A 17,287-nucleotide genomic window follows, 5' to 3' on the forward strand; every position below is an offset into this window, starting at 1 on the left:
ATTGTCGATCACCACCTTCTCCGGCGACCCCCATAAGGCGGCCATGACACTGATGACCTCTGCCCTGTGCCCTTAAGCAAGTGCCGACTCCCGGGGCTCCGACCTGCTGAAACGGTGCACGAACCGCTCATGCACAGCGTCCAGTTCACTCGCCCACAACCTGACATCAGCAAGGTCCCCACCCACAACCACACCAACGACCGACCTGGCCATCAGTCACGGCAAGCACCGTTGCAGTATTAGAGACCGGTGGTGCTCCGGTCGCCGGTCTGGGGCACCGGGGTCAGGACCCGCTCTGCGACCTCGCCCGGTAGGCGCGCTTCTTGGCGAGGGCGCCGCAGGTCTTCATCGAGCACCAGCGGCGGGCGCCCGCGCGGGAGGTGTCGACGAAGGGTGTGCCGCACGCGGGGTTTCCGCAGATGCGGACGCGTGTGCGGTGGTCCGAGCGGCAGAGCTCAATCAGGTCCCGCGCGACCATGGAGAGCGCCGCCGCGACCTCGTCCCCGCGCCAGTGCACGGAGGTCGCGTCGGCCGAGAGTTCGGGTACGGATGTGGGCTCGGCGGCCGCGCTGTTGATCAGCGCGATGTCCTCGTGGGCGGGCGCGATTTCGTCCGCCAGGGCCTGGCCGGTCCGCTGGACCGCCTCGCGCAGTCGTCTGGCGTGGTCCAGGTCGGCTTCGGTGCAGGCTGGCGCCACCGTGGTGCAGCCGCTCTCCACGCTCCAGCGGCCCAGGTCCTCCGGCCGGGCCAGCCGTTCGAAGGGCGTGTCCGTGCCGCGATCGGCCAGGGTGCCGGCGAAGGCGAAGCAGAGCCGCGCGTCGTCGAAGCGGAAGTCGGCCTTGGCGCGCTGGCGCCCTTCGCGGCGACCGTTCTTGTCATCCATGTCCACCACTTTATGTGGTTGACAACGCGCCGGACAAGCGCCTAGGTTTCAAGTCCACCACTTAAACCGGTGGACTTTGAACGCCTTCCCTGCACCACGAGCCACCCGGAGGTCGCGTCCATGCGCGCCGCAGTCATCGAAGAACTCAACAAGCCGCTCGTCGTCCGCGACGTGCCCGACCCTGTCTGCCCGCCGGACGGCGCGATCCTGCGCGTCGGGGCGAACGGGATCTGCCGGACGGACTGGGCCCTGTGGGCCGGGAACTTCTGGACGGGAGGGCCGAGCGTCGAGCCGCCGTTCGTCCTCGGCCACGAGTTCGCCGGCACGGTCGTGGAGGTCGGCCGGGACGTGCGGGACTGGCGGGAGGGCGACCGTGTCATCTTCCCGATGAACCCCGGCGAGGGTTCCTGCGAGATGTGCCGCAGCGGCAACCAGCAGGTGTGCGAGCACGTGGACTCGCTCGTGCCCGGAGTGTCCTACTGGGGTGCCTTCGCCGAGTACGTCATGGTCCGCTTCGCCGACGTCAATCTGGTCCGGGTACCGGAGTCCGTCGGCTTCACGGACGTCGCCGCCCTCGCCTGCCGCTACATGACCGCCTTCCACGGTGTCGTCGACCAGGCGAGGGTCCGTGGCGGGGAATGGGTCGCGGTGTACGGCGCCGGCGGCGGCATGGGCCTGTCGACGGTGGAGATCGCTGCGGCGACGGGCGCCAACGTCATCGCGATCGACATCACGGACGAGAAGCTGGAGGCCGCGCGGGCCCTGGGCGCGGTCCACACCATCAACGCGGCGAATGACGAGCCCACGGACGCGGTGAAGACCCTCACTCGGGGCGGCGCCCACGTGTCGGTCGACGCCGTGGGGATCGCCGCCGCCTGCCGCAACTCCGTCCTGTCCCTGCGTACGCGCGGCCGCCACCTCCAGCTCGGGCACACCACCGCCGCAGAGAAGGGGGACGTCGCGCTGCCGATCGACGTCATGATGGTCAAGGAGCTGGAGATCCTGAGTGCCTTCGGCATGCAGGGCCAGCGGTTCGGCACGATGCTGAACATGATCGCCGCCGGCCGCCTCGACCCCGGCCGGATCGTGACCCGCACCGTCGGCCTCCACGAGGCGAGCGGGGTGCTGGAGTCCCTGGAGACGTACGGGCCGACCGGCGTGGTCGTCATCGACGAGTTCCAGGCCTGAGCCGTCCCGCCCGGCGCCGCCCGGAGCGGCGCCCCCTCATGGAAAGAAAGCAGGCACGATCATGCCCGTTTCCCGTCTGCTGATGGACCGGGAACTGAGCCAGGCACTCGACGGCGTCCCCATGACGTCCAACGGAGCGTTCGACCTCACCGACATCCCCGCGACGCGCGCGGCGTTCCGCGCGCAGGCCCAGTCGATCGCCGAAAGCGAGCCCGACGACACGTCGGTCACCACGGAGGAGCACCGCGTCAGCCGGGCGGACGGCACCGACGTGCCGGTCCGTCTGCTGCGGCCCGCGACCGCGCAGGGACCGCTGCCGGTGATGCTCTGGTTCCACGGCGGTGGTCAGGTGCTCGGCTTCGCCGCCCAGGACGATCCCTGGCTCAAGCGGTTGTGCTCGCGGCTCGGCTGCGCCGTCGCCGCGGTCGACTACCGGCTCGCCCCGGAAACACCCTCTCCCGGCGCCGCCGAGGACGGTTTCACCGCCTACCAATGGCTCAGCCGCCAGGCGGACACCCTGGGTCTGGACGGCGCCCGGATCGGCATCGCGGGCCAGAGCGGCGGCGGAGGCATCGCGGCGGCTACCGTACTGCTGGTGCGGGACCGCGGCGGTGCGGCGCCCCTGTTCCAATCGCTGACGTACCCCATGCTGGACGACCGCAACCGGACCGTATCGAGCCACGAGATCACCGACATCGGCATCTGGGACCGCTCCACGAACATCCTGGCCTGGCAGGCAATCCTGGGGGAACGCGCCGGAACCGACGACGTCTCCCCGTACTCGGCGCCCTCCCGCGCGGAAGATCTCAGATCGCTGCCGCCCACCTTCATCGCGGTCGGCGAACTCGACTGCTTCCGCGACGAGGACCTCGACTACGCCGCACGCCTGCGCGCCCACGGGGTCCCGGTCGAACTGCACCTCTACCCGGGCGCCTACCACGCCTTCGACCTGTTCGCCCCCGAGTCGCAACTCGCGGCCACCTTCCAGCAGTCCTGGTTCAACTACCTCGCCCGCCGGTTCCAGGACACATCCACGTCGTGACGCACTCCGACCGGCTCGTATGCCGGTGCAGGCCCCGACCGAAGTCCTCGGTCGGGGCCGGACGGCACGGCCATCGACGAGTGGCTGCCACGACTCGTCAGCGGCCGGGCTTCACGCCCGGGTCATCGTCGGCGAGCACGGCCAGACCGTCACCTACGAACGCGATGTCGCCCGGAACAGCGCCGAAGCCCGTTGCCTAGTCAGATGTGGCTCCACGACAAATGGAGCACGCAGCGCCAGTAGCCACCCCGATGCTGCCGCGAGACCGGCGCGGCATCCCCTTGAAGAAGAGACGAAAGAGAGAAGCACGATGCCCATCATCAACATCGCCGCCTGGGAGGGCACCAGTGACGAGCAGACGCAGGAACTGTTGACTGAGGTCACCGAGACCGTGCACCGCGTCACGAGTATCCCGCGCGACAAGATTCTCGTCCTGTTCCACGCCAACCCGGTCAAGTACTGGGCGCAGGGCGGCGTCCTCGCCTCCGATCCCGACTTCCTCGAAAAGTCGCGTCAGCGCTGAAGTGCATGACCCACGTGGCTTCGTTCACTTCAAACGGTTCTGGCTCAACTTCCGTTTGCGCCGTGAGGCGCTGTTGGTTCGAGTGGAGGTGGAAGACCGTGCGCCACGAGGCGCTGTGATCCGCGTGCGGGTGTGAAACCCGCACCGTTGTCCCGTCGCAGCGGGACGGCAGAAGCAGGGGGCAGTCGGGTCCGGCGAGTCGGCCGGTCCTGATGGAGAGCAGCCCCGACAACGACGGTACGCACCGGAACTATCGGACGGTGCGGGTCCGGCAAGCGAGACGGGAAGGTGGACGCGAGGAACCAGCGGTGTTTAGAGGCCGGCTATCACGGCGCGCCGGGACAGCCACCCGCAGCAGCGCAGCGGCACTTATCGACGGCGAGGGCCCTGCCTACGTCGGCGCGACCAGCTGCGGGCGTGTCTGACCGTCAGTCGCGGGTGAAGCGGCGGAGGGCGCCGCGTAGGCGGTCGAGGAGCAGGGGCTGGGTGCGCGGCGCGGGGTGGCCCGCGGCGACGCGGGTGTCCCGCGCCTGCCGCAGCACGGCGAGGGCCTCGGCCGCCTCGGGACGCTTGCCGGGCGTCTCGTCGCGCATCCGGCGCAGCAGGTCCATGATCTCGGGGGCGACGCCCGCGGCGGCGGCCTCGATGTCCGTGCCGGGGGTGGGGAGCTGCCCGGTGAGGATCTGGAAGGCGATGACCCCGGCCGCGTACACGTCGGAGGCGGGGGTCATCCGGTCGGGCCTGAGCCGGCACTCGGGCGCGACGTAGTGCGTGTCGAGGACGTTGGGCAGCTCGTTGGCGACGGTGTGCTTGCGCGGCCCCGGCTTGGCGTAGTCGAAGCCGGTGAGCACCGCCTGCCCGCTCTCGGTGACGAGCACGCAGGCGGGGCTGAGCGCGCGGTGGATGACCTGGTTGGCGTGGACGTGCGCCAGGCCGCTCAGGATGTCGTCGACCATGTCGAGGCGGGCGGCGGTGGCCGGCATCCGCCCGGCGAGGCGCAGGTGCAGGGCCTGGCCGTGGACGTCGTCGAGGACAAGCACGAACCGGCTCTCGTCGTCGATGGCGAAGAAGTCGCGCGAGCGGGCGACGCACGGATGCGCGGGGATCTTGGCGAGGGCCTGGTAGGCGTTGGCGATCCGCCGCTGCTCGGCGACGCGCTGGTCGCGGTCGGCCAGCGGGTCGGCCTGGTAGACCCGCAGCAGGACGGTCTCGCTGGCCGGGGCGGTGGCGTTGACGGCGCGGTACTCGGTGACCCGGTTGTCGCCGCCGAGCTGCTCCTCGACCTTCCAGTTGCCGAACCTGGGCGGCGCGGTCGAGCGGCGCACGGTGCCGTTCAGCGCTTCGAGGAGCGCGGTGCGGTACGGCGTGGCGTCCGGGCTGCACCCCTGCCGCACGCGGGAGGCGTCGCCCAGCATCCCGACGAGGCCGGGCAGGTTGGTGACGTACCGGGCGTCGCGGCCGCTGGGGTCGACGAGCACGGCGTCGGGGGCGGTCAGCACGACCACGCTGTCGACGTAGACGCGGTCGAGTCCGCGGTGGATGTCGAGGAGCACGCCCTTGAGCGCGCGGGCCGTGCCGCGGAGCTTGGCGACGGGGGAGCCGAACGCCTCGCCGCCCCGCTGGGGGAACCAGCGCGTGCCGGAGACCTCGAAGCGGCCCCGCGCGCCCTTCACGTCGATCACGCACAGCGAGTGGCCGGTGATCACGATCACGTCGACCTCGAACAGGTCGGCGCCGCGTGGCACCTCGATGTTGTGGAGCAGCAGCCAGTCGTCCGGGGCGTTGTCCCTGAGGTGGGCGATGACCCGTCGCTCCGCGTCATTGACGGGGCTTCCGCCACCGACGATCTGAGCCATCTCCCTGTGCCGCCTTTCTCACCCACATTCCCGGAGGTCATCCTTCTGGATACCGGTGCCCACGCGCCAGGCCACATCCAGACTTCATGATCCAGCCTTCATGATCCGGTATCGGTGACCACTGCCGGGTGCCGCGGGTCGTCCACGCGGACGACGATGTCGGCGACGTACGATGGTCTGGCCTCGTGCTCATACCGAGTGTAAGCGGACAGTCGCCATTCGTGTTCGGCGAGGGTGCGTCGAGCGAGCGCCGCCTCGGAAAGCGCGAGGTGGACGGCCAGATCGAACGGCAGGCCACGGCCGAGCAACAGGGCCCCGTCGAGCAGCAGCACGGCGCCGGGCGGCAGGGTGACGTACGCGGCCCGGGTCGCCCGGTCGCGCGCGCTGTCCCACAGGGAGGGCAGCACCCGGCCGGTCCCGCCGGGCGCGAGCGGTCCGAGGACCTCGCGGACCAGCGCTCCGGCGTCCAGCCAGTCGGTGTAGAACGCGTCGGGGTCGGTGCGGCCGAACTCGAGGCGGAGCGAGGCGGGCCGGAGGAAGTCGGCCGCCGAGACCCGCAGCACCTCGCGGCCCCGCAGGCGGAGGGGCGCCACGAGGGCGTCGGCCAGCCGTCCGGGGTCGGCCGCGGGCGCCCCGTCGACGGCGACACGTACCCAGGACTCCTTCGGGCCCGCGGCGATCCGGTCGGCGATCTCCTCGACCAGCAGCGAAGGGGAGACGGGGCGTGCGCGCACACCGTCCACCGTAAGTCCCGCCCGCCTCGACGCATCATGCGGTCACAGGGTGATGAAGGTGAGTCCCCGGCTCTGCAGCACGGGGATGACGGTGGTGAGGGCGCTCAGGGTCTGGGCGCGGTCCCCGCCCCCGTCGTGGCACAGCAGGATGCTGCCCGGCTTGGCGCGCAGCAGCTCGGCCTCGATCGCGCCGGTGCCGGGACGGGACCAGTCACGCGGGTCGATGTCCCAGTCGAGCGGCTGCATGCCGTTCCCGGCGACGGTTTGGAGTATGGAGCTCGACCAGTCGCCTCCTGGCGCGCGGAACAGCCGCGAGGTGACGCCGGTGGTCTTCCAGATCTCGCGGTGGGCACCGGTGATCTCGGCGGTCATCCGCTCGGACGACAGCGAGGCGAAGGGCTGCGGGTGGCTCATCGTGTGGTTGCAGATGGCGTGGCCCGCCGCGGCGATCCGCTTGGCGAGCTCGGGATGTTCGCGGATGGCGTCGCCGACCAGGCAGAAGGTGGCGACCACGTGGTGCTGTGCGAGGAGGTCGAGGACCTTCGGCGTCCACTCGGGGTCGGGCCCGTCGTCGATCGTCAGGGCGATCGAGTTCGGCGGTGCCGCCGGATTGATCTCGTTGATCTGATGGATGGGCTTTCGGGACGGAACGGCGACCGGTGAGAAGACCGGGCTCGGCGAAGGACTCGGCGACGGGCTGGGCGAATTCCGCTTGCGGGCCCGGGGCGTTCGGCCGGGCGCGTTCGCGGCGGGCCGGGTGCCCGGCTCCGACGTGTCCGCGCAGCCCGCCAACGCCCCTTCCACGGCGACCAGAACCGCCAGGTAGATGGCCCGACGTCTCCCCATTTCATCCATATTGTCGTCTTTTCCGGTGCGAGGTCAGCTCAGAGCCAAGACCGTCTCACTTCTCGGGTGCGTGCCATGGGCCGTTCGCGGGAGGTAGCCGGGAAAGAGCCGGGGAACGACTTCGGAGACGAAGGGGGGCGGGGCGATGAGACTGGCGGGTGCCCGCGTGCTGATCACCGGGGCGTCGTCCGGCATCGGGGCCGCCACCGCGCGGGCCATGGCCGCGGCGGGCGCCCGTCTCGTGCTGGCCGGCCGTGACCGGGAGCGGCTCGACGCCGTCGCCGAGGAGACCGGCGGGCTGGCCGTCGCGGGCGACCTCACCGCCGGCGTCGCCGACCTCGCCGAACGCGCGGGCCCGGTGGACGTCATGGTCGGCAACGCGGGCCGGGGGTGGGCGGGGCCGCTGGTGGCCATGCCGTACGGCGTCGCCGAGGAGCTGGTCGCGGCCAACCTGACCGCCCAGGTCGCGCTGACCCGGTCGCTGCTCCCCGGCATGGTGGAGCGCGGCCGGGGTCACCTGGTCTTCGTGTCGTCGATCGCCGGGGCGGTGGGCGTCTGCGACGAGGCCGTCTACGCGGCCACCAAGGCGGCGCTGATCGCCTTCGCCGAGAGCCTGCGGTACGAGGTGCCCGGGATCGGCGTCTCGGTCGTCCTGCCGGGCGTGGTGGACACGCCCTTCTTCGCGCGGAGGGGCGCCGCCTACGCCCGCCGCTGGCCCGCGCCGATCCCGCCGGAGCGGGTCGCCCGAGCCATCGTGGCCGCGGTGGAGCGCGGCCGTGCCGAGTCGTACGCGCCGGGCTGGCTGCGGCTGCCCGCCCGGCTGCGCGGCGCGGCCCCCGGGCCGTTCCGCGCGCTCGCCGGGGTGTTCGGACGGCCGGTCAGCCGCCACGGACGGCCCGGAGCGACTCCTTGAGCGAGGAGAGCGTGGCGAAGACGGCGGTCGGCTCGTACCCGCAGTGCGCCATGCAGTTCGCGCAGCGCGGGTCGCGGCCCCGGCCGTAGGACTCCCAGTCGGTCTCCTCGACCAGCTCCCGGTAGGTCGCCGCGTACCCGTCGGCCATCAGGTAGCAGGGGCGCTGCCAGCCGAACAGCGAGTACGACGGGATGGCCCACGCCGTGCACGGGTAGTCCACCCTGCCTTCGAGGAAGTCGAGGAACAGGGGAGTGTGGTTGAACCGCCACCGCCGCCGGTTCCCCCCGGAGAACGCCTTGCGGAACAGCTCCCGGGTCTCCCGGACGCCGAGGAAGTGCTCCTGGTCCGGCGCCTTCTCGTACGCGTACCCGGGCGAGATCATCATCTGGTCCACCCGGAGGTCGTCGTTGAGGTAGTTGAGCACGTCGATGACCGTCTGCGGGCTGTCGGTGTTGAAGAAGGTGGTGTTCGTGGTGACCCGGAACCCGCGCCGCCGGCACTCCTGAACGGCGGCCACCGCCTCGTCGAACACGCCCTCCTTGCACACCGACGCGTCGTGCCGCTCGCGCAGCCCGTCGATGTGGACCGTCCAGGCGAAGTACGGCGACGGCTCGAACTGGTCGATCTTCTTCGGGATCAGCAGCGCGTTGGTGCAGAGGAAGACGTAGATCTTCCGGGCGACGAGCTGCTGCACCATCTCGGCGATCTGGGGGTGCATGAGGGGCTCTCCGCCCGCGATCGACACCATCGGCGCGCCGCACTCCTCGACGGCGGCGACGGCCTGCTCGACCGGCATCCGGCGTTTGAGCACGTCGGCGGGGTGCTGGATCTTGCCGCATCCCGCGCATTTCAGGTTGCAGGCGAACAGCGGCTCCAGCTCCACGAGGAGCGGAAACTTCGTCCGCCCGCGCAGCCTCTGGCCGAGGATGTAGCCGCCGATGCGCAGGGCCTGGCGGACCGGCATCGTCATCTCGTTCGCACCTCCTTGGGCAGCGTGAACCGGATGGTCTCCTCGGCCACCCGGCGCTCCTCGACGGTCACCGGGCCGAGCCCGCCCAGCGCGGCCACGACCGCGTCCACGAGGGCGGGCGGGGCGGACGCGCCGGCGGTCAGCCCGACCGTGCGGGCCCCCGCGAGCCAGTCCAGGGCGATGTCGCCCGGGCCGTCGACCAGGTGCGCCGGGGCGGCCCGGCCCGCCACCTCGGCCAGCCGGCGGGAGTTGGACGAGTTGGCCGAGCCGACGACGAGCACCAGGTCGGACGCCTCGGCCACCTCGCGTACGGCGTGTTGCCGGTTCGTCGTGGCGTAGCAGATGTCGTCCTTCTGCGGGCCCTCGGCGTCGGGGAACCGCCGCCGGATCGCGGCGGCGATGTCCGCGGCCTCGTCCACGGCGAGGGTGGTCTGCGTCAGGTAGGAGACCCGGCGGCCCTCGGGCAGCCGCGCCACGTCGGCGACGTCCTCGACCAGCACGACGGAGTCGGGGATCTCGCCCAGCGTCCCCTCGACCTCCTCGTGCCCGGCGTGCCCGATCAGCGCCACCAGGTCGCCGCGCGCGGCGAACCTGCGCGCCTCGGCGTGCACCTTCGTCACCAGCGGGCAGGTCGCGTCGATCACCCGCAGCCCGCGCGCCGCCGCCTCATCCCGTACGCCGGGGGACACGCCGTGGGCGGAGAAGACCGTGACGGCCCCCTCGGGCACCTCGTCCAGCTCGTCCACGAAGACGGCCCCGCGTTCCTCCAGATCGCGTACGACGTGCAGGTTGTGCACGATCTGCTTGCGTACGTAGACCGGGGGGCCGTACCGGTCGAGGGCGCGCTCGACGATCTCGATGGCCCGCTCGACCCCGGCGCAGAAGGAGCGCGGCGCGGCGAGCAGCGCGCGGTGCGGTCCGCACGCGGCCGCCCAGCGCGCCAGCACCGGGGCGACCCGTCGCAGCGTGCGGAAGGCCAGCACGCCGCCGCGGATGGTGGCCGGGCGCAGCAGCGGCACCGCGGGGGTGTCCACGATGACCCGCACCGCCGCGAAGGGCCGGCCCGCGGCGGCGGCCGCGACCGGCCCCGACTCCATGTCGACGGCGAGCGCTCCCTCCTCGGCGAGCCGGCGGCGCTCCGCACCGGTCACGATGTGGTCGGAGGTGGCCAGCGGCCCGGCGCGTACGTTGAGCCCGGCGCGGGACAGCTCCCCCGCGAGGAGCGGCGCGGACGGGCAGGGCAGCGTCCGGCCCTCGAACCGGATCTCGCTCGCCACCACCACGTCGCCGGGCCGCAGGCCGTCGTCGAGCGCGCCGCCGAAGCCCGTCACCGCGAGCGCGCCCGCGTCGCGCAGCCGGTCCTCGGCGCGCCCGGCCGGTCCCGGGCCCATCCCGGTCCTGATCACCTCCACGCCCCCGCCGTCGTCGGGCAGGCCCTCGCGTACGGCTCTCGCCTCGATGCCGAGGGCGGTGCAGATGACGGCGTTCACGACAGGGTCGGTCACGGCGAGGCCCCTTCGTCGCCGGCCCGCACGTACCGCCCCAGCGCGCTGACGGGGAAGACGAGCCGGTAAAGGTGGTAGTTGATGTAGAAGTCGCCGGGGAAGCCAGTGCCGGTGAAGTACGGCTCGTCCCAGCCGCCGTCCGGGCGCTGGTTGCCCACCAGCCAGGCCACGCCGCGCTCCACCGCCGGCGAGCGGACCTCCCCGGCGGCGAGCAGGGCGAGGAGCGCCCACGCGGTCTGTGAGGGCGTGGACCTGCCCCGGCCGATCCACGCCGGGTCGCGGTAGGAGCGCATGTCCTCGCCCCAGCCGCCGTCGTCGTTCTGGTGCGCCTCCAGCCAGGAGACCGCGCGCCGCACACACGCGGCGCCCGGCCGCACCCCGGCCGCGACGAGCGCGGGCACCACCGCGCCGGTGCCGTACACGTGGTTGGCGCCCCAGCGGCCGAACCACGACCCGTCGGCCTCCTGGTGGCGCAGCAGCCAGACCACGGCCCGCCGTACGACGTCGGAGGCGGGCTCCTCCACGGCGAGGGCCTCGACGACGTGCGCGGTGACGTCGGCGGAGGGCGGGTCGATGACCGCGCCGAAGTCGCAGAACGGCAGCCGGGTGCACAGCTCGCGCGTGTTGTCCGCGTCGAAGGCGCCGAAGCCGCCGTCCCGCGAGACCATGCCGTTCACCCAGCGCAGGGCGCGGTCGATGGCGGGGCGGGAGTCGGGGTGCTTCACCCGTCGCAGGGCCAGGATCACCTCGGCGGTGTCGTCGATGTCGGGATAGATGTCGTTGTCGAACTCGAACGCCCAGCCGCCCGGCGCGAGCGACGGCCGCCGCACGCTCCAGTCGCCCGGCCCCTTGATCTCCTCACGGAGCACCCAGTCGGCGGCGTTGACGAGGGCGGGATGGTCGCCCGGCATGCCCGCGTCGAGCAGCGCGTTGACCGCGAGGACGGTGTCCCACACCGGGGACTGGCACGCCTCCAGCCTGCGTCCCTGCTCGTCCCTGATGGTGAACCGGTCCAGGCCCTCCAGGCCCTTGCGCATCACCGGGTGGTCCAGGCGGTAGCCGTACAGGTCGAGGGCGATCAGCGAGTACACCCATGGGGGCTGGATGCCACCCCAGGAGCCGTCCAGCTCCTGCCGCGTCACGATCCACTCGACCGCCCGCCGCTCGGCCGCGCGGCGCACCCCGGGGATCGGGAACCGCTCGTACTGGTGCAGCGCGCGGTCGAGCGCGTGGAAGACGCCGTCCCAGCCGGTACGCGGCCCGCGCGGGGCGGGCCGTCCGGTCCGCAGCTCGGCCAGCCCGAACGGCAGCGGCCGCGACGGCCGGCGGGCGCTGACGATGGTGAGGGGCACGATCGTCTGCCGCGCCCAGCACGCGAAGTCGTAGACGTTCAGCGGGAACCAGGGCGGCAGGAAGATCATCTCGGGTGGGAGGACCGGAAGGTCGCGCCACGACCACTGGCCGAACAGAGCCAGCCAGATGCGGGTGAACACCCGGGACGCCTCGATGCCGCCCGAGTCCCGGACGAACGTGGCCGCCGCGCGCATGTGCGCCGCGTCGACCGGGTCGCCGGCCAGCCGCAGCGCCGCGTACGACTCGATCGTGGTGGACAGGTCGCCGGGGCCGTCGTGGAAGTTGGCCCAGGTGCCGTCGTCGCGCTGCTGGGAGCGGATCCAGCGGGCCGCCTCCGCCGTGTCCTCCTCCGTGCGTACGCCGAGGAACTGGCGCAGCAGCAGGTCCTCGGCGTCCATGGTCACGTTGGTCTGCAGCTCGGCCTTCCACCATCCCTCGGGGGCCTGGAGGCCGAGCAGGTGGTCACAGGCGGCGTCGAGGGCGAGCGAGGCGGAGCTGGGTGCGGCGACTGTGGTCATGTCAATGTCCTCGGGACGTCAGGAAATGGGCGATGTCGAGGAACTCGGCGCGTACGGCCGAGGGCATGTCGGCGTCGGCGAGGTGGCGTTCGGCGGCGTCGAGGCGGTGCTTGGCCTCGGTCTCGGCCCAGGACCGCCCGCCCGCCTCCTCCACCAGCGCGGCGGCGTCGCGCAGCTCGGACTCCGAGAGCGGCTCGGCGCCCCCCATCAGGGCGGCGAGCCGCTCGCCCGCGCGGGTGCCGCTGGTGAGCGCGGCGACGATCGGCAGCGACTTCTTGCGGGCCCGCAGGTCCGACAGAACCGGCTTCCCGGTCGCGGACGGGCTGCCCCAGATGCCGAGCAGGTCGTCGGCGAGCTGGAAGGCGAGCCCCGCCTCGGCGCCGAACGAGGCCAGGGCGGCCACCAGCGGCTCCGGCCCGTCCACCGCCATGGCGCCGATCGAGCAGGCGCAGGCCAGCAGCGCGCCGGTCTTCTGCGTGGACATCTGCCGGCACTCGTCGAGGCTCACGTCGGAGCGCCGTTCGAACTCCAGGTCCAGCGCCTGCCCGGCGATCAGCCTCCGGGTGGCCGCGGCCAGGCAGCGGGCCGCGGGGACCCGCCCGGGGCAGCCGTCCTCCAGCAGCACCTCCCCGGCGAGCGAGAGCAGCGCGTCACCGGCGAGGATGGCCGCCGACTGGCCGAAGACGGTCCACGCGGCCGGGCGGTGCCGCCGCATCCGGTCCCCGTCCATGATGTCGTCGTGGAGCAGCGAGAACGCGTGGACGAGCTCGACCGCCGCGGCCGCCGCCAGCGACTCCTCCGCGCCCGCCGCCCGCGCCGACAGCACGGCGAGCGCCGGCCGCAGCGCCTTGCCCCCGGGCGTGACGGGCCGGCCCTCCGCGTCGGCCCAGCCGAGGTGGTAGGCGGCGACGCGCCGGGTGATCGGGTCGAGCCGGTCCACGGCGTCGCGCAGCACCGGCTCCACCAGACCGCGGGCGACCGCGACGGTCGGCGGGATGACCGCGCTCACCGGGCCGCCCCCGTGGTGAGAGTCCCCGCGTCCAGATGACGCCTGGCCAATCTGGCCGCGTTGAGTCCGCTGCGCACGGCCGCCTCCATCGTGTCGGGCCAGCCCGTGTCGGTCCACGCGCCGGCGAGGAACAGCCCGGGCCACCGGGTGGCGGCCTCGGGGCGGAGCGCGCCGCTGCCGGGCCCCTGGCGGAAGGTGGCGCGACGCTCTCTGGTGACGAAGAAGTCCGTGATCCGGGCTCGCCGCGCGCCGGGGAAGAGCCGTTCCAGCGCGGGGACGAACACCGCGCGCGCCCGCGCGGTCGGCGTGTCGATCCAGCGGTCCGCGGCCGAGACGGAGACCGCGAGGTACTGGCCGTCGCGCAGCCCGGCGACCCGCGTCTTGTCGAACACCCACTGCACCGGCGAGTCCACCACCGCGGCGAACGGCAGGCCGGTGACCCGGCGGTCGTAGACGACGTGGACGTTGACGATCGGGCTGGCCGACAGTCCGCTCCAGCGGGCCCGGTCCGGGGCCGCGTCCAGTGGGACGAGCCCGGCGGCCTGCTCGTGCGGTGTGGCGACGATGACCGCCGACGCCTTCACCCGGGCGCCGTTCACCACGACGACCGGCCCCGGCTCGATCGCGGTGACCTTCGACGACGTCAGTACGGCACCGCCGAGCCGGGTGATGGCGGCCTGCGCGGCCGTGCCGTGCAACTCGCCGAGCGGCACGGTCGGCACGCCGATGTCCGCGGCGTCCGACCGGCCGAACAGCGCGGTGCGGAACACCATCGCCGCCGGCCCGAGCGCGGCGTCGCCGGCGCCCACGTTCAGCGCGGCCACCGCGAACAGCTCCCACAGCGCGCGTCGCGCCGCGTCGCTCTGCCCGTGCGCGGCCAGCCACGTCGCGAGGTCCACCCGGTCGAGCGCGGGATCGGCCGGGTCGAGCCGCCGCAGGGCGAGCGAGCCGCGCACGGCGCGCAGCCGGTCGGCCGGCGCGAGCAGCGGGTACCGCGCCAGCGCCGGCATGAGATGGAACGGCCCCGGCAGGGCGGAGCGCCGCAGCCGCGCCGACCGCCCGTCCGGGGTGAGCACCCGCACGTCGAACCGGGGCTGCACGTCCACCCGGGACGTGCCGCCGAGCCGCTCGAGCAGCCCCCGGTAGGCGGTGCAGCAGCGCAGGAACACGTGTTGCCCGTTGTCCACCGCGAGGCCGTTGCGGGTGAACGAGTGCGTCGCGCCGCCGAGCCGCGGCCGGGCCTCGTACAGCGTCACGGGGAGACCGGCCTCGCCGAGCGCCACCGCGGCGGCGATGCCGGCCAGGCCGCCCCCGACGATCACGACCGGGTCCCGCGTCATCGGCCCGCCCCCGCGAGCGCGCGCGCCGCCACCATGGCCTTCGCCCAGGGCGGCAGCGATAACCGGGCGGTCAGCGCCACGGTCGGGTCGGCCGCGATGCGGTCGAGCAGGCACCGGTAGATGCCCGCCATCGCCGCCGTGCAGGCCGCGCTGCGGGTGTCCAGCGCGGGCAGCAGCCGCATCCCGTCCGCGAACCACTCGCGGGCGCGTACGGCCTCGTACCGGATGAGTGTGACCAGCCGGTGCGGCGGGTCGGTGAACCGGCCGGCGCCGTCGAGGTCCAGCGTGCAGCCGAACCGTTCGAGGTCCTCGATCGGCAGGTAGATCCGCCCGGCCAGCCGGTCCTCGCGCACGTCCCTGAGGATGTTGGTGATCTGAAGCGCGACGCCGAGCGCGTCGGCGAGCGGCGTCGCCGCCTCCGGGTCGTCGGCCCCGAAGACGCCGAGCGAGAGCCGCCCGATCGACCCGGCGACGCACCGGCAGTAGGCGAGCAGCTCGTCGAACCGCGCGTACGTCGTGCCGCGCACGTCGGCGGCGCACCCGTCGATCAGCTCGCCGAACGCGGCGAGCGGCAGCGGGTAGCGTCGCGCGGCGTCGTGCAGCGCGACCAGCACGAGGTCCTCGCTCCCGTCCGCGCGGATGCGCGGCGGGCCGTCCAGCGCCTCCCTGGCCGTGTTCAGCCGGGCCAGTCGCGCGCCCACCGGGCCGTGGCCGTCCGCGATGTCGTCGATCCGGCGGGCGAACGCGTAGACCGCGCTCAGCGCGCGGCGCTTGGGCGCCGGCAGCAGCCGGAGGCCGTAGGAGAAGTTGCGCGCATTCCTTCGCATGATCTGTTCGCAGTGCTGGTACGCCTCAGGGACGCCCACGGCCCAACCCCCTTCTCGCCAGGATGCGCAGCCACCCCGCGGCGAGGCGGGTGCCGCGGGGCCGTACGGCGCGGCCGAGGACGTCGTAGCCGGCCTGGCGCAGCGCGGCGATCGTGGCGTGGCCCCCGGCGAGGTAGCCCGAGATGGCGAGGCGGGCCAGGCCGCGCACCGAGGCGACCAAGGGGTCGCCCTCGTGGAGCAGTCGCTCGGCCCGGTCGGTCTGCAACGCCACCACGTTGCGCAGCCGGCCGGGTGTGCTCGCCCGGGAGAGGTCGGCCTCCGTGCAGCCGAACCGCTGGAGGTCCTCCTTGGGCAGGTAGATCCGGCCCCGCGTGTAGTCCTCGCCGACGTCCTGGCAGTGCTCGATGATCTGCAGCGCCGTGCAGATCCGGTCGGAGAGGTCCAGCCGGTCGGGGGCGGCCAGGCCGAACACGTGCAGCACGATGTGGCCGACCGGGTTCGCGGACAGCTCGCAGTAGTCGAGCAGCTCCTCGAACGTGGCGTACCGGGTGACCGTCTGGTCGCGCCGGTTCGCCTCGACGAGCCGGTGGAACGGCGCCGCGGGGATGGAGCAGGTTTCGACCGTCTCCTCCAGCTCCCGTACGGCGGGCAGGTAGGGGGTGTGCCCGGTGTAGAGGCGGTGCAGGTCGGACTCCACGGTGTCGAGCAGGCGCAGCGGATCGCCGTTCCCGGGCTCGTCGCCGATGTCGTCGACGAACCGCGCGAAGCCGTACACCGCGAGGAGGTGACGGCGATAACCGCGCGGCAGCAGCCGGGACGCGACCGGGAAGTTTTCCCGGCGCGCTTTGAGTGCGACGTCTCGTGCGTCGTCTCCCCCCGATGACATAAATTGAGGCTGTCCGTCGTGGGCGGCCATAAACGCGGACTCTCGGGTCATTGGGGTTTGCCGGGCATGAGCTGGGCGAATATTTGTTGTCCGGATCCGCCGCCGTTTTTCTGACAATTCACCGGCGATTTATTTGCCCGGCCTGTTGTTTCGAATTGCCGGGGTGGGAGGGAATCCGCCGTGCGATATGCCGTGGTCCCGCAGGGGCCCGACCCGCAGGCCGGCCGTCCGGCAGGCCGCGACCAGCCGGGGCAGCGCGCCCAGCGCCGACCGCCAGCAGCCCGGCGCCGCGGTGTGGTCGGTGTCGTGCAGCAGGAGGGTGGCGCCGCCGCGCAGCCCGGGGGCCAGGGCGGCCACCACGGAGTCCGGGCTGGCCGTGGGCGTCCAGTCCCGGCCCCACGCGGTCCACAGCACCGGCCGCAGCCCCAGGAGCCGGGCCGCGACCAGCGTCTCGGCGCTGAGCGCGCCGTACGGCGGCCGGTACCAGGCGGGAGCCGTCCCCGTCACGGCCGCGACCAGTTCGGCGGCCCGGGCCAGCTCGACCGTCATGCGGCCCGGCCGGGCGAGCAGCGCGTTGTCGTGGCGCCACCCGTGGACGGCGATCTCGTGGCCGTGCTCGGCGATGCGACGGCCGAGCCCGGGATGGCGGTCGAGCATCTCGCCGAGCACGAAGAACGTCGCCCGGCAGCCGAGCCGCTCCAGCTCGTCCAGGAAGCGTGGCGTGGAGCGCGGGTCGGGGCCGTCGTCGAAGGTCAGCGCCACGTGACCGTGCGCGCCGTCGCCGGCCAGGCGGGGCGTCAGCCGTCGTACGGTGCGCAGCCAGGTGGCGGCGGGGCCGGCGTGCAGCAGGGCCAGCCCGGCCAGGGCGGCCACTCCGCGGGTTCTAATCCTCAC

General features: G+C 73.0%; 16 protein-coding genes. 4 read left to right on the top strand and 12 right to left on the bottom strand.

Features of this window, described 5'->3' with window-relative positions; genetic code table 11:
* Positions 1-283: 283 nt before the first annotated feature.
* Positions 284-883 carry a CGNR zinc finger domain-containing protein gene (locus AWQ68_RS27870; RefSeq protein WP_084464473.1) on the bottom strand — a complete coding sequence of 200 codons (600 nt, stop codon included), beginning with the start codon at positions 881-883 and terminating at the stop codon, positions 284-286.
* 120 nt (positions 884-1,003) lie between these two features.
* On the opposite strand from AWQ68_RS27870, the gene AWQ68_RS27875 reads away from it, so the two are divergent.
* The 3 genes from AWQ68_RS27875 (at position 1,004) to AWQ68_RS27885 (ending at position 3,636) form a co-directional block, all read left to right on the top strand.
* Positions 1,004-2,071 (top strand): alcohol dehydrogenase catalytic domain-containing protein, encoded by a 1,068-nt coding sequence (locus AWQ68_RS27875; protein WP_066945538.1) that lies wholly within the window; start codon positions 1,004-1,006, stop codon positions 2,069-2,071.
* A 61-nt stretch (positions 2,072-2,132) separates the two neighbouring features.
* Positions 2,133-3,113, top strand: coding sequence for an alpha/beta hydrolase (locus AWQ68_RS27880; protein WP_084464474.1), 981 nt, complete (start codon positions 2,133-2,135; stop codon positions 3,111-3,113).
* A gap of 310 nt (positions 3,114-3,423) precedes the next feature.
* Positions 3,424-3,636 carry a tautomerase family protein gene (locus AWQ68_RS27885; protein WP_066945539.1) on the top strand — a complete coding sequence of 71 codons (213 nt, stop codon included), beginning with the start codon at positions 3,424-3,426 and terminating at the stop codon, positions 3,634-3,636.
* Positions 3,637-4,064: 428 nt separating this feature from the next.
* On the opposite strand, the gene mads6 is transcribed toward AWQ68_RS27885, so the two are convergent.
* From mads6 to AWQ68_RS27900, 3 genes are all read right to left on the bottom strand, one after another.
* Entirely contained in the window at positions 4,065-5,492 is a 1,428-nt protein-coding gene (mads6, locus tag AWQ68_RS27890) for a methylation-associated defense system protein kinase MAD6 (protein WP_066945542.1), read from the bottom strand.
* A gap of 98 nt (positions 5,493-5,590) precedes the next feature.
* Positions 5,591-6,226 carry a nucleoside/nucleotide kinase family protein gene (locus tag AWQ68_RS27895; RefSeq protein ID WP_066945818.1) on the bottom strand — a complete coding sequence of 212 codons (636 nt, stop codon included), beginning with the start codon at positions 6,224-6,226 and terminating at the stop codon, positions 5,591-5,593.
* Between the two features lie 42 nt (positions 6,227-6,268).
* Positions 6,269-7,072: a polysaccharide deacetylase family protein gene (locus AWQ68_RS27900; RefSeq protein ID WP_084464475.1), complete on the bottom strand. Its 804-nt coding sequence runs from the start codon at positions 7,070-7,072 to the stop codon at positions 6,269-6,271.
* Positions 7,073-7,217: 145 nt separating this feature from the next.
* Here AWQ68_RS27900 and AWQ68_RS27905 point away from each other — a divergent pair, with 145 nt between their 5' ends.
* On the top strand, positions 7,218-7,985 hold the full coding sequence (locus AWQ68_RS27905) for an SDR family NAD(P)-dependent oxidoreductase (protein WP_066945545.1): 768 nt from the start codon (positions 7,218-7,220) through the stop codon (positions 7,983-7,985).
* On the opposite strand, the gene hpnH is transcribed toward AWQ68_RS27905, so the two are convergent.
* The 8 genes from hpnH to AWQ68_RS27945 all read right to left on the bottom strand — a co-directional run bounded on the left by hpnH (position 7,951) and on the right by AWQ68_RS27945 (position 17,287).
* On the bottom strand, positions 7,951-8,955 hold the full coding sequence (gene hpnH, locus AWQ68_RS27910; protein WP_066945548.1) for an adenosyl-hopene transferase HpnH: 1,005 nt from the start codon (positions 8,953-8,955) through the stop codon (positions 7,951-7,953). The genes AWQ68_RS27905 and hpnH overlap by 35 nt on opposite strands.
* A complete protein-coding gene (gene ispH / locus AWQ68_RS27915) occupies positions 8,952-10,460 on the bottom strand; it encodes a 4-hydroxy-3-methylbut-2-enyl diphosphate reductase (protein WP_066945551.1) in 1,509 nt (502 codons plus the stop codon). Before ispH ends, hpnH begins: the two co-directional genes overlap by 4 nt.
* Positions 10,457-12,331, bottom strand: coding sequence for a squalene--hopene cyclase (gene shc, locus AWQ68_RS27920; RefSeq protein ID WP_066945554.1), 1,875 nt, complete (start codon positions 12,329-12,331; stop codon positions 10,457-10,459). Before shc ends, ispH begins: the two co-directional genes overlap by 4 nt.
* Position 12,332: 1 nt before the next feature.
* On the bottom strand, positions 12,333-13,340 hold the full coding sequence (locus AWQ68_RS27925) for a polyprenyl synthetase family protein (protein ID WP_066945557.1): 1,008 nt from the start codon (positions 13,338-13,340) through the stop codon (positions 12,333-12,335).
* Positions 13,337-14,680 (bottom strand): hydroxysqualene dehydroxylase HpnE, encoded by a 1,344-nt coding sequence (gene hpnE, locus AWQ68_RS27930; protein WP_066945560.1) that lies wholly within the window; start codon positions 14,678-14,680, stop codon positions 13,337-13,339. Before hpnE ends, AWQ68_RS27925 begins: the two co-directional genes overlap by 4 nt.
* Complete coding sequence (hpnD, locus tag AWQ68_RS27935; protein WP_245656144.1) at positions 14,677-15,546, bottom strand: presqualene diphosphate synthase HpnD; 870 nt, start codon at positions 15,544-15,546, stop codon at positions 14,677-14,679. Before hpnD ends, hpnE begins: the two co-directional genes overlap by 4 nt.
* Positions 15,533-16,393 carry a squalene synthase HpnC gene (gene hpnC / locus AWQ68_RS27940; protein WP_169809003.1) on the bottom strand — a complete coding sequence of 287 codons (861 nt, stop codon included), beginning with the start codon at positions 16,391-16,393 and terminating at the stop codon, positions 15,533-15,535. Before hpnC ends, hpnD begins: the two co-directional genes overlap by 14 nt.
* Before the next feature lie 129 nt (positions 16,394-16,522).
* Positions 16,523-17,287 (bottom strand): polysaccharide deacetylase family protein, encoded by a 765-nt coding sequence (locus AWQ68_RS27945; RefSeq protein WP_245656146.1) that lies wholly within the window; start codon positions 17,285-17,287, stop codon positions 16,523-16,525.

The organism is Microtetraspora fusca (genome assembly GCF_001570365.1).
GTDB classification, from domain to species: domain Bacteria; phylum Actinomycetota; class Actinomycetes; order Streptosporangiales; family Streptosporangiaceae; genus Microtetraspora; species Microtetraspora fusca.

Bases quoted from the DNA above. Each gene is read 5' to 3' on its own strand.
- AWQ68_RS27885 (WP_066945539.1), top strand. From the start codon at position 3,424: ATGCCCATCATCAACATCGCCGCCTGGGAGGGCACCAGTGACGAGCAG.
- shc (WP_066945554.1), bottom strand. From the start codon at position 12,331: ATGACCACAGTCGCCGCACCCAGCTCCGCCTCGCTCGCCCTCGACGCC.
- AWQ68_RS27900 (WP_084464475.1), bottom strand. From the start codon at position 7,072: ATGGGGAGACGTCGGGCCATCTACCTGGCGGTTCTGGTCGCCGTGGAA.
- hpnE (WP_066945560.1), bottom strand. From the start codon at position 14,680: ATGACGCGGGACCCGGTCGTGATCGTCGGGGGCGGCCTGGCCGGCATC.
- AWQ68_RS27875 (WP_066945538.1), top strand. From the start codon at position 1,004: ATGCGCGCCGCAGTCATCGAAGAACTCAACAAGCCGCTCGTCGTCCGC.
- hpnC (WP_169809003.1), bottom strand. From the start codon at position 16,393: ATGTCATCGGGGGGAGACGACGCACGAGACGTCGCACTCAAAGCGCGC.
- AWQ68_RS27870 (WP_084464473.1), bottom strand. From the start codon at position 883: ATGGATGACAAGAACGGTCGCCGCGAAGGGCGCCAGCGCGCCAAGGCC.
- mads6 (WP_066945542.1), bottom strand. From the start codon at position 5,492: ATGGCTCAGATCGTCGGTGGCGGAAGCCCCGTCAATGACGCGGAGCGA.
- hpnH (WP_066945548.1), bottom strand. From the start codon at position 8,955: ATGACGATGCCGGTCCGCCAGGCCCTGCGCATCGGCGGCTACATCCTC.
- AWQ68_RS27905 (WP_066945545.1), top strand. From the start codon at position 7,218: ATGAGACTGGCGGGTGCCCGCGTGCTGATCACCGGGGCGTCGTCCGGC.
- AWQ68_RS27880 (WP_084464474.1), top strand. From the start codon at position 2,133: ATGCCCGTTTCCCGTCTGCTGATGGACCGGGAACTGAGCCAGGCACTC.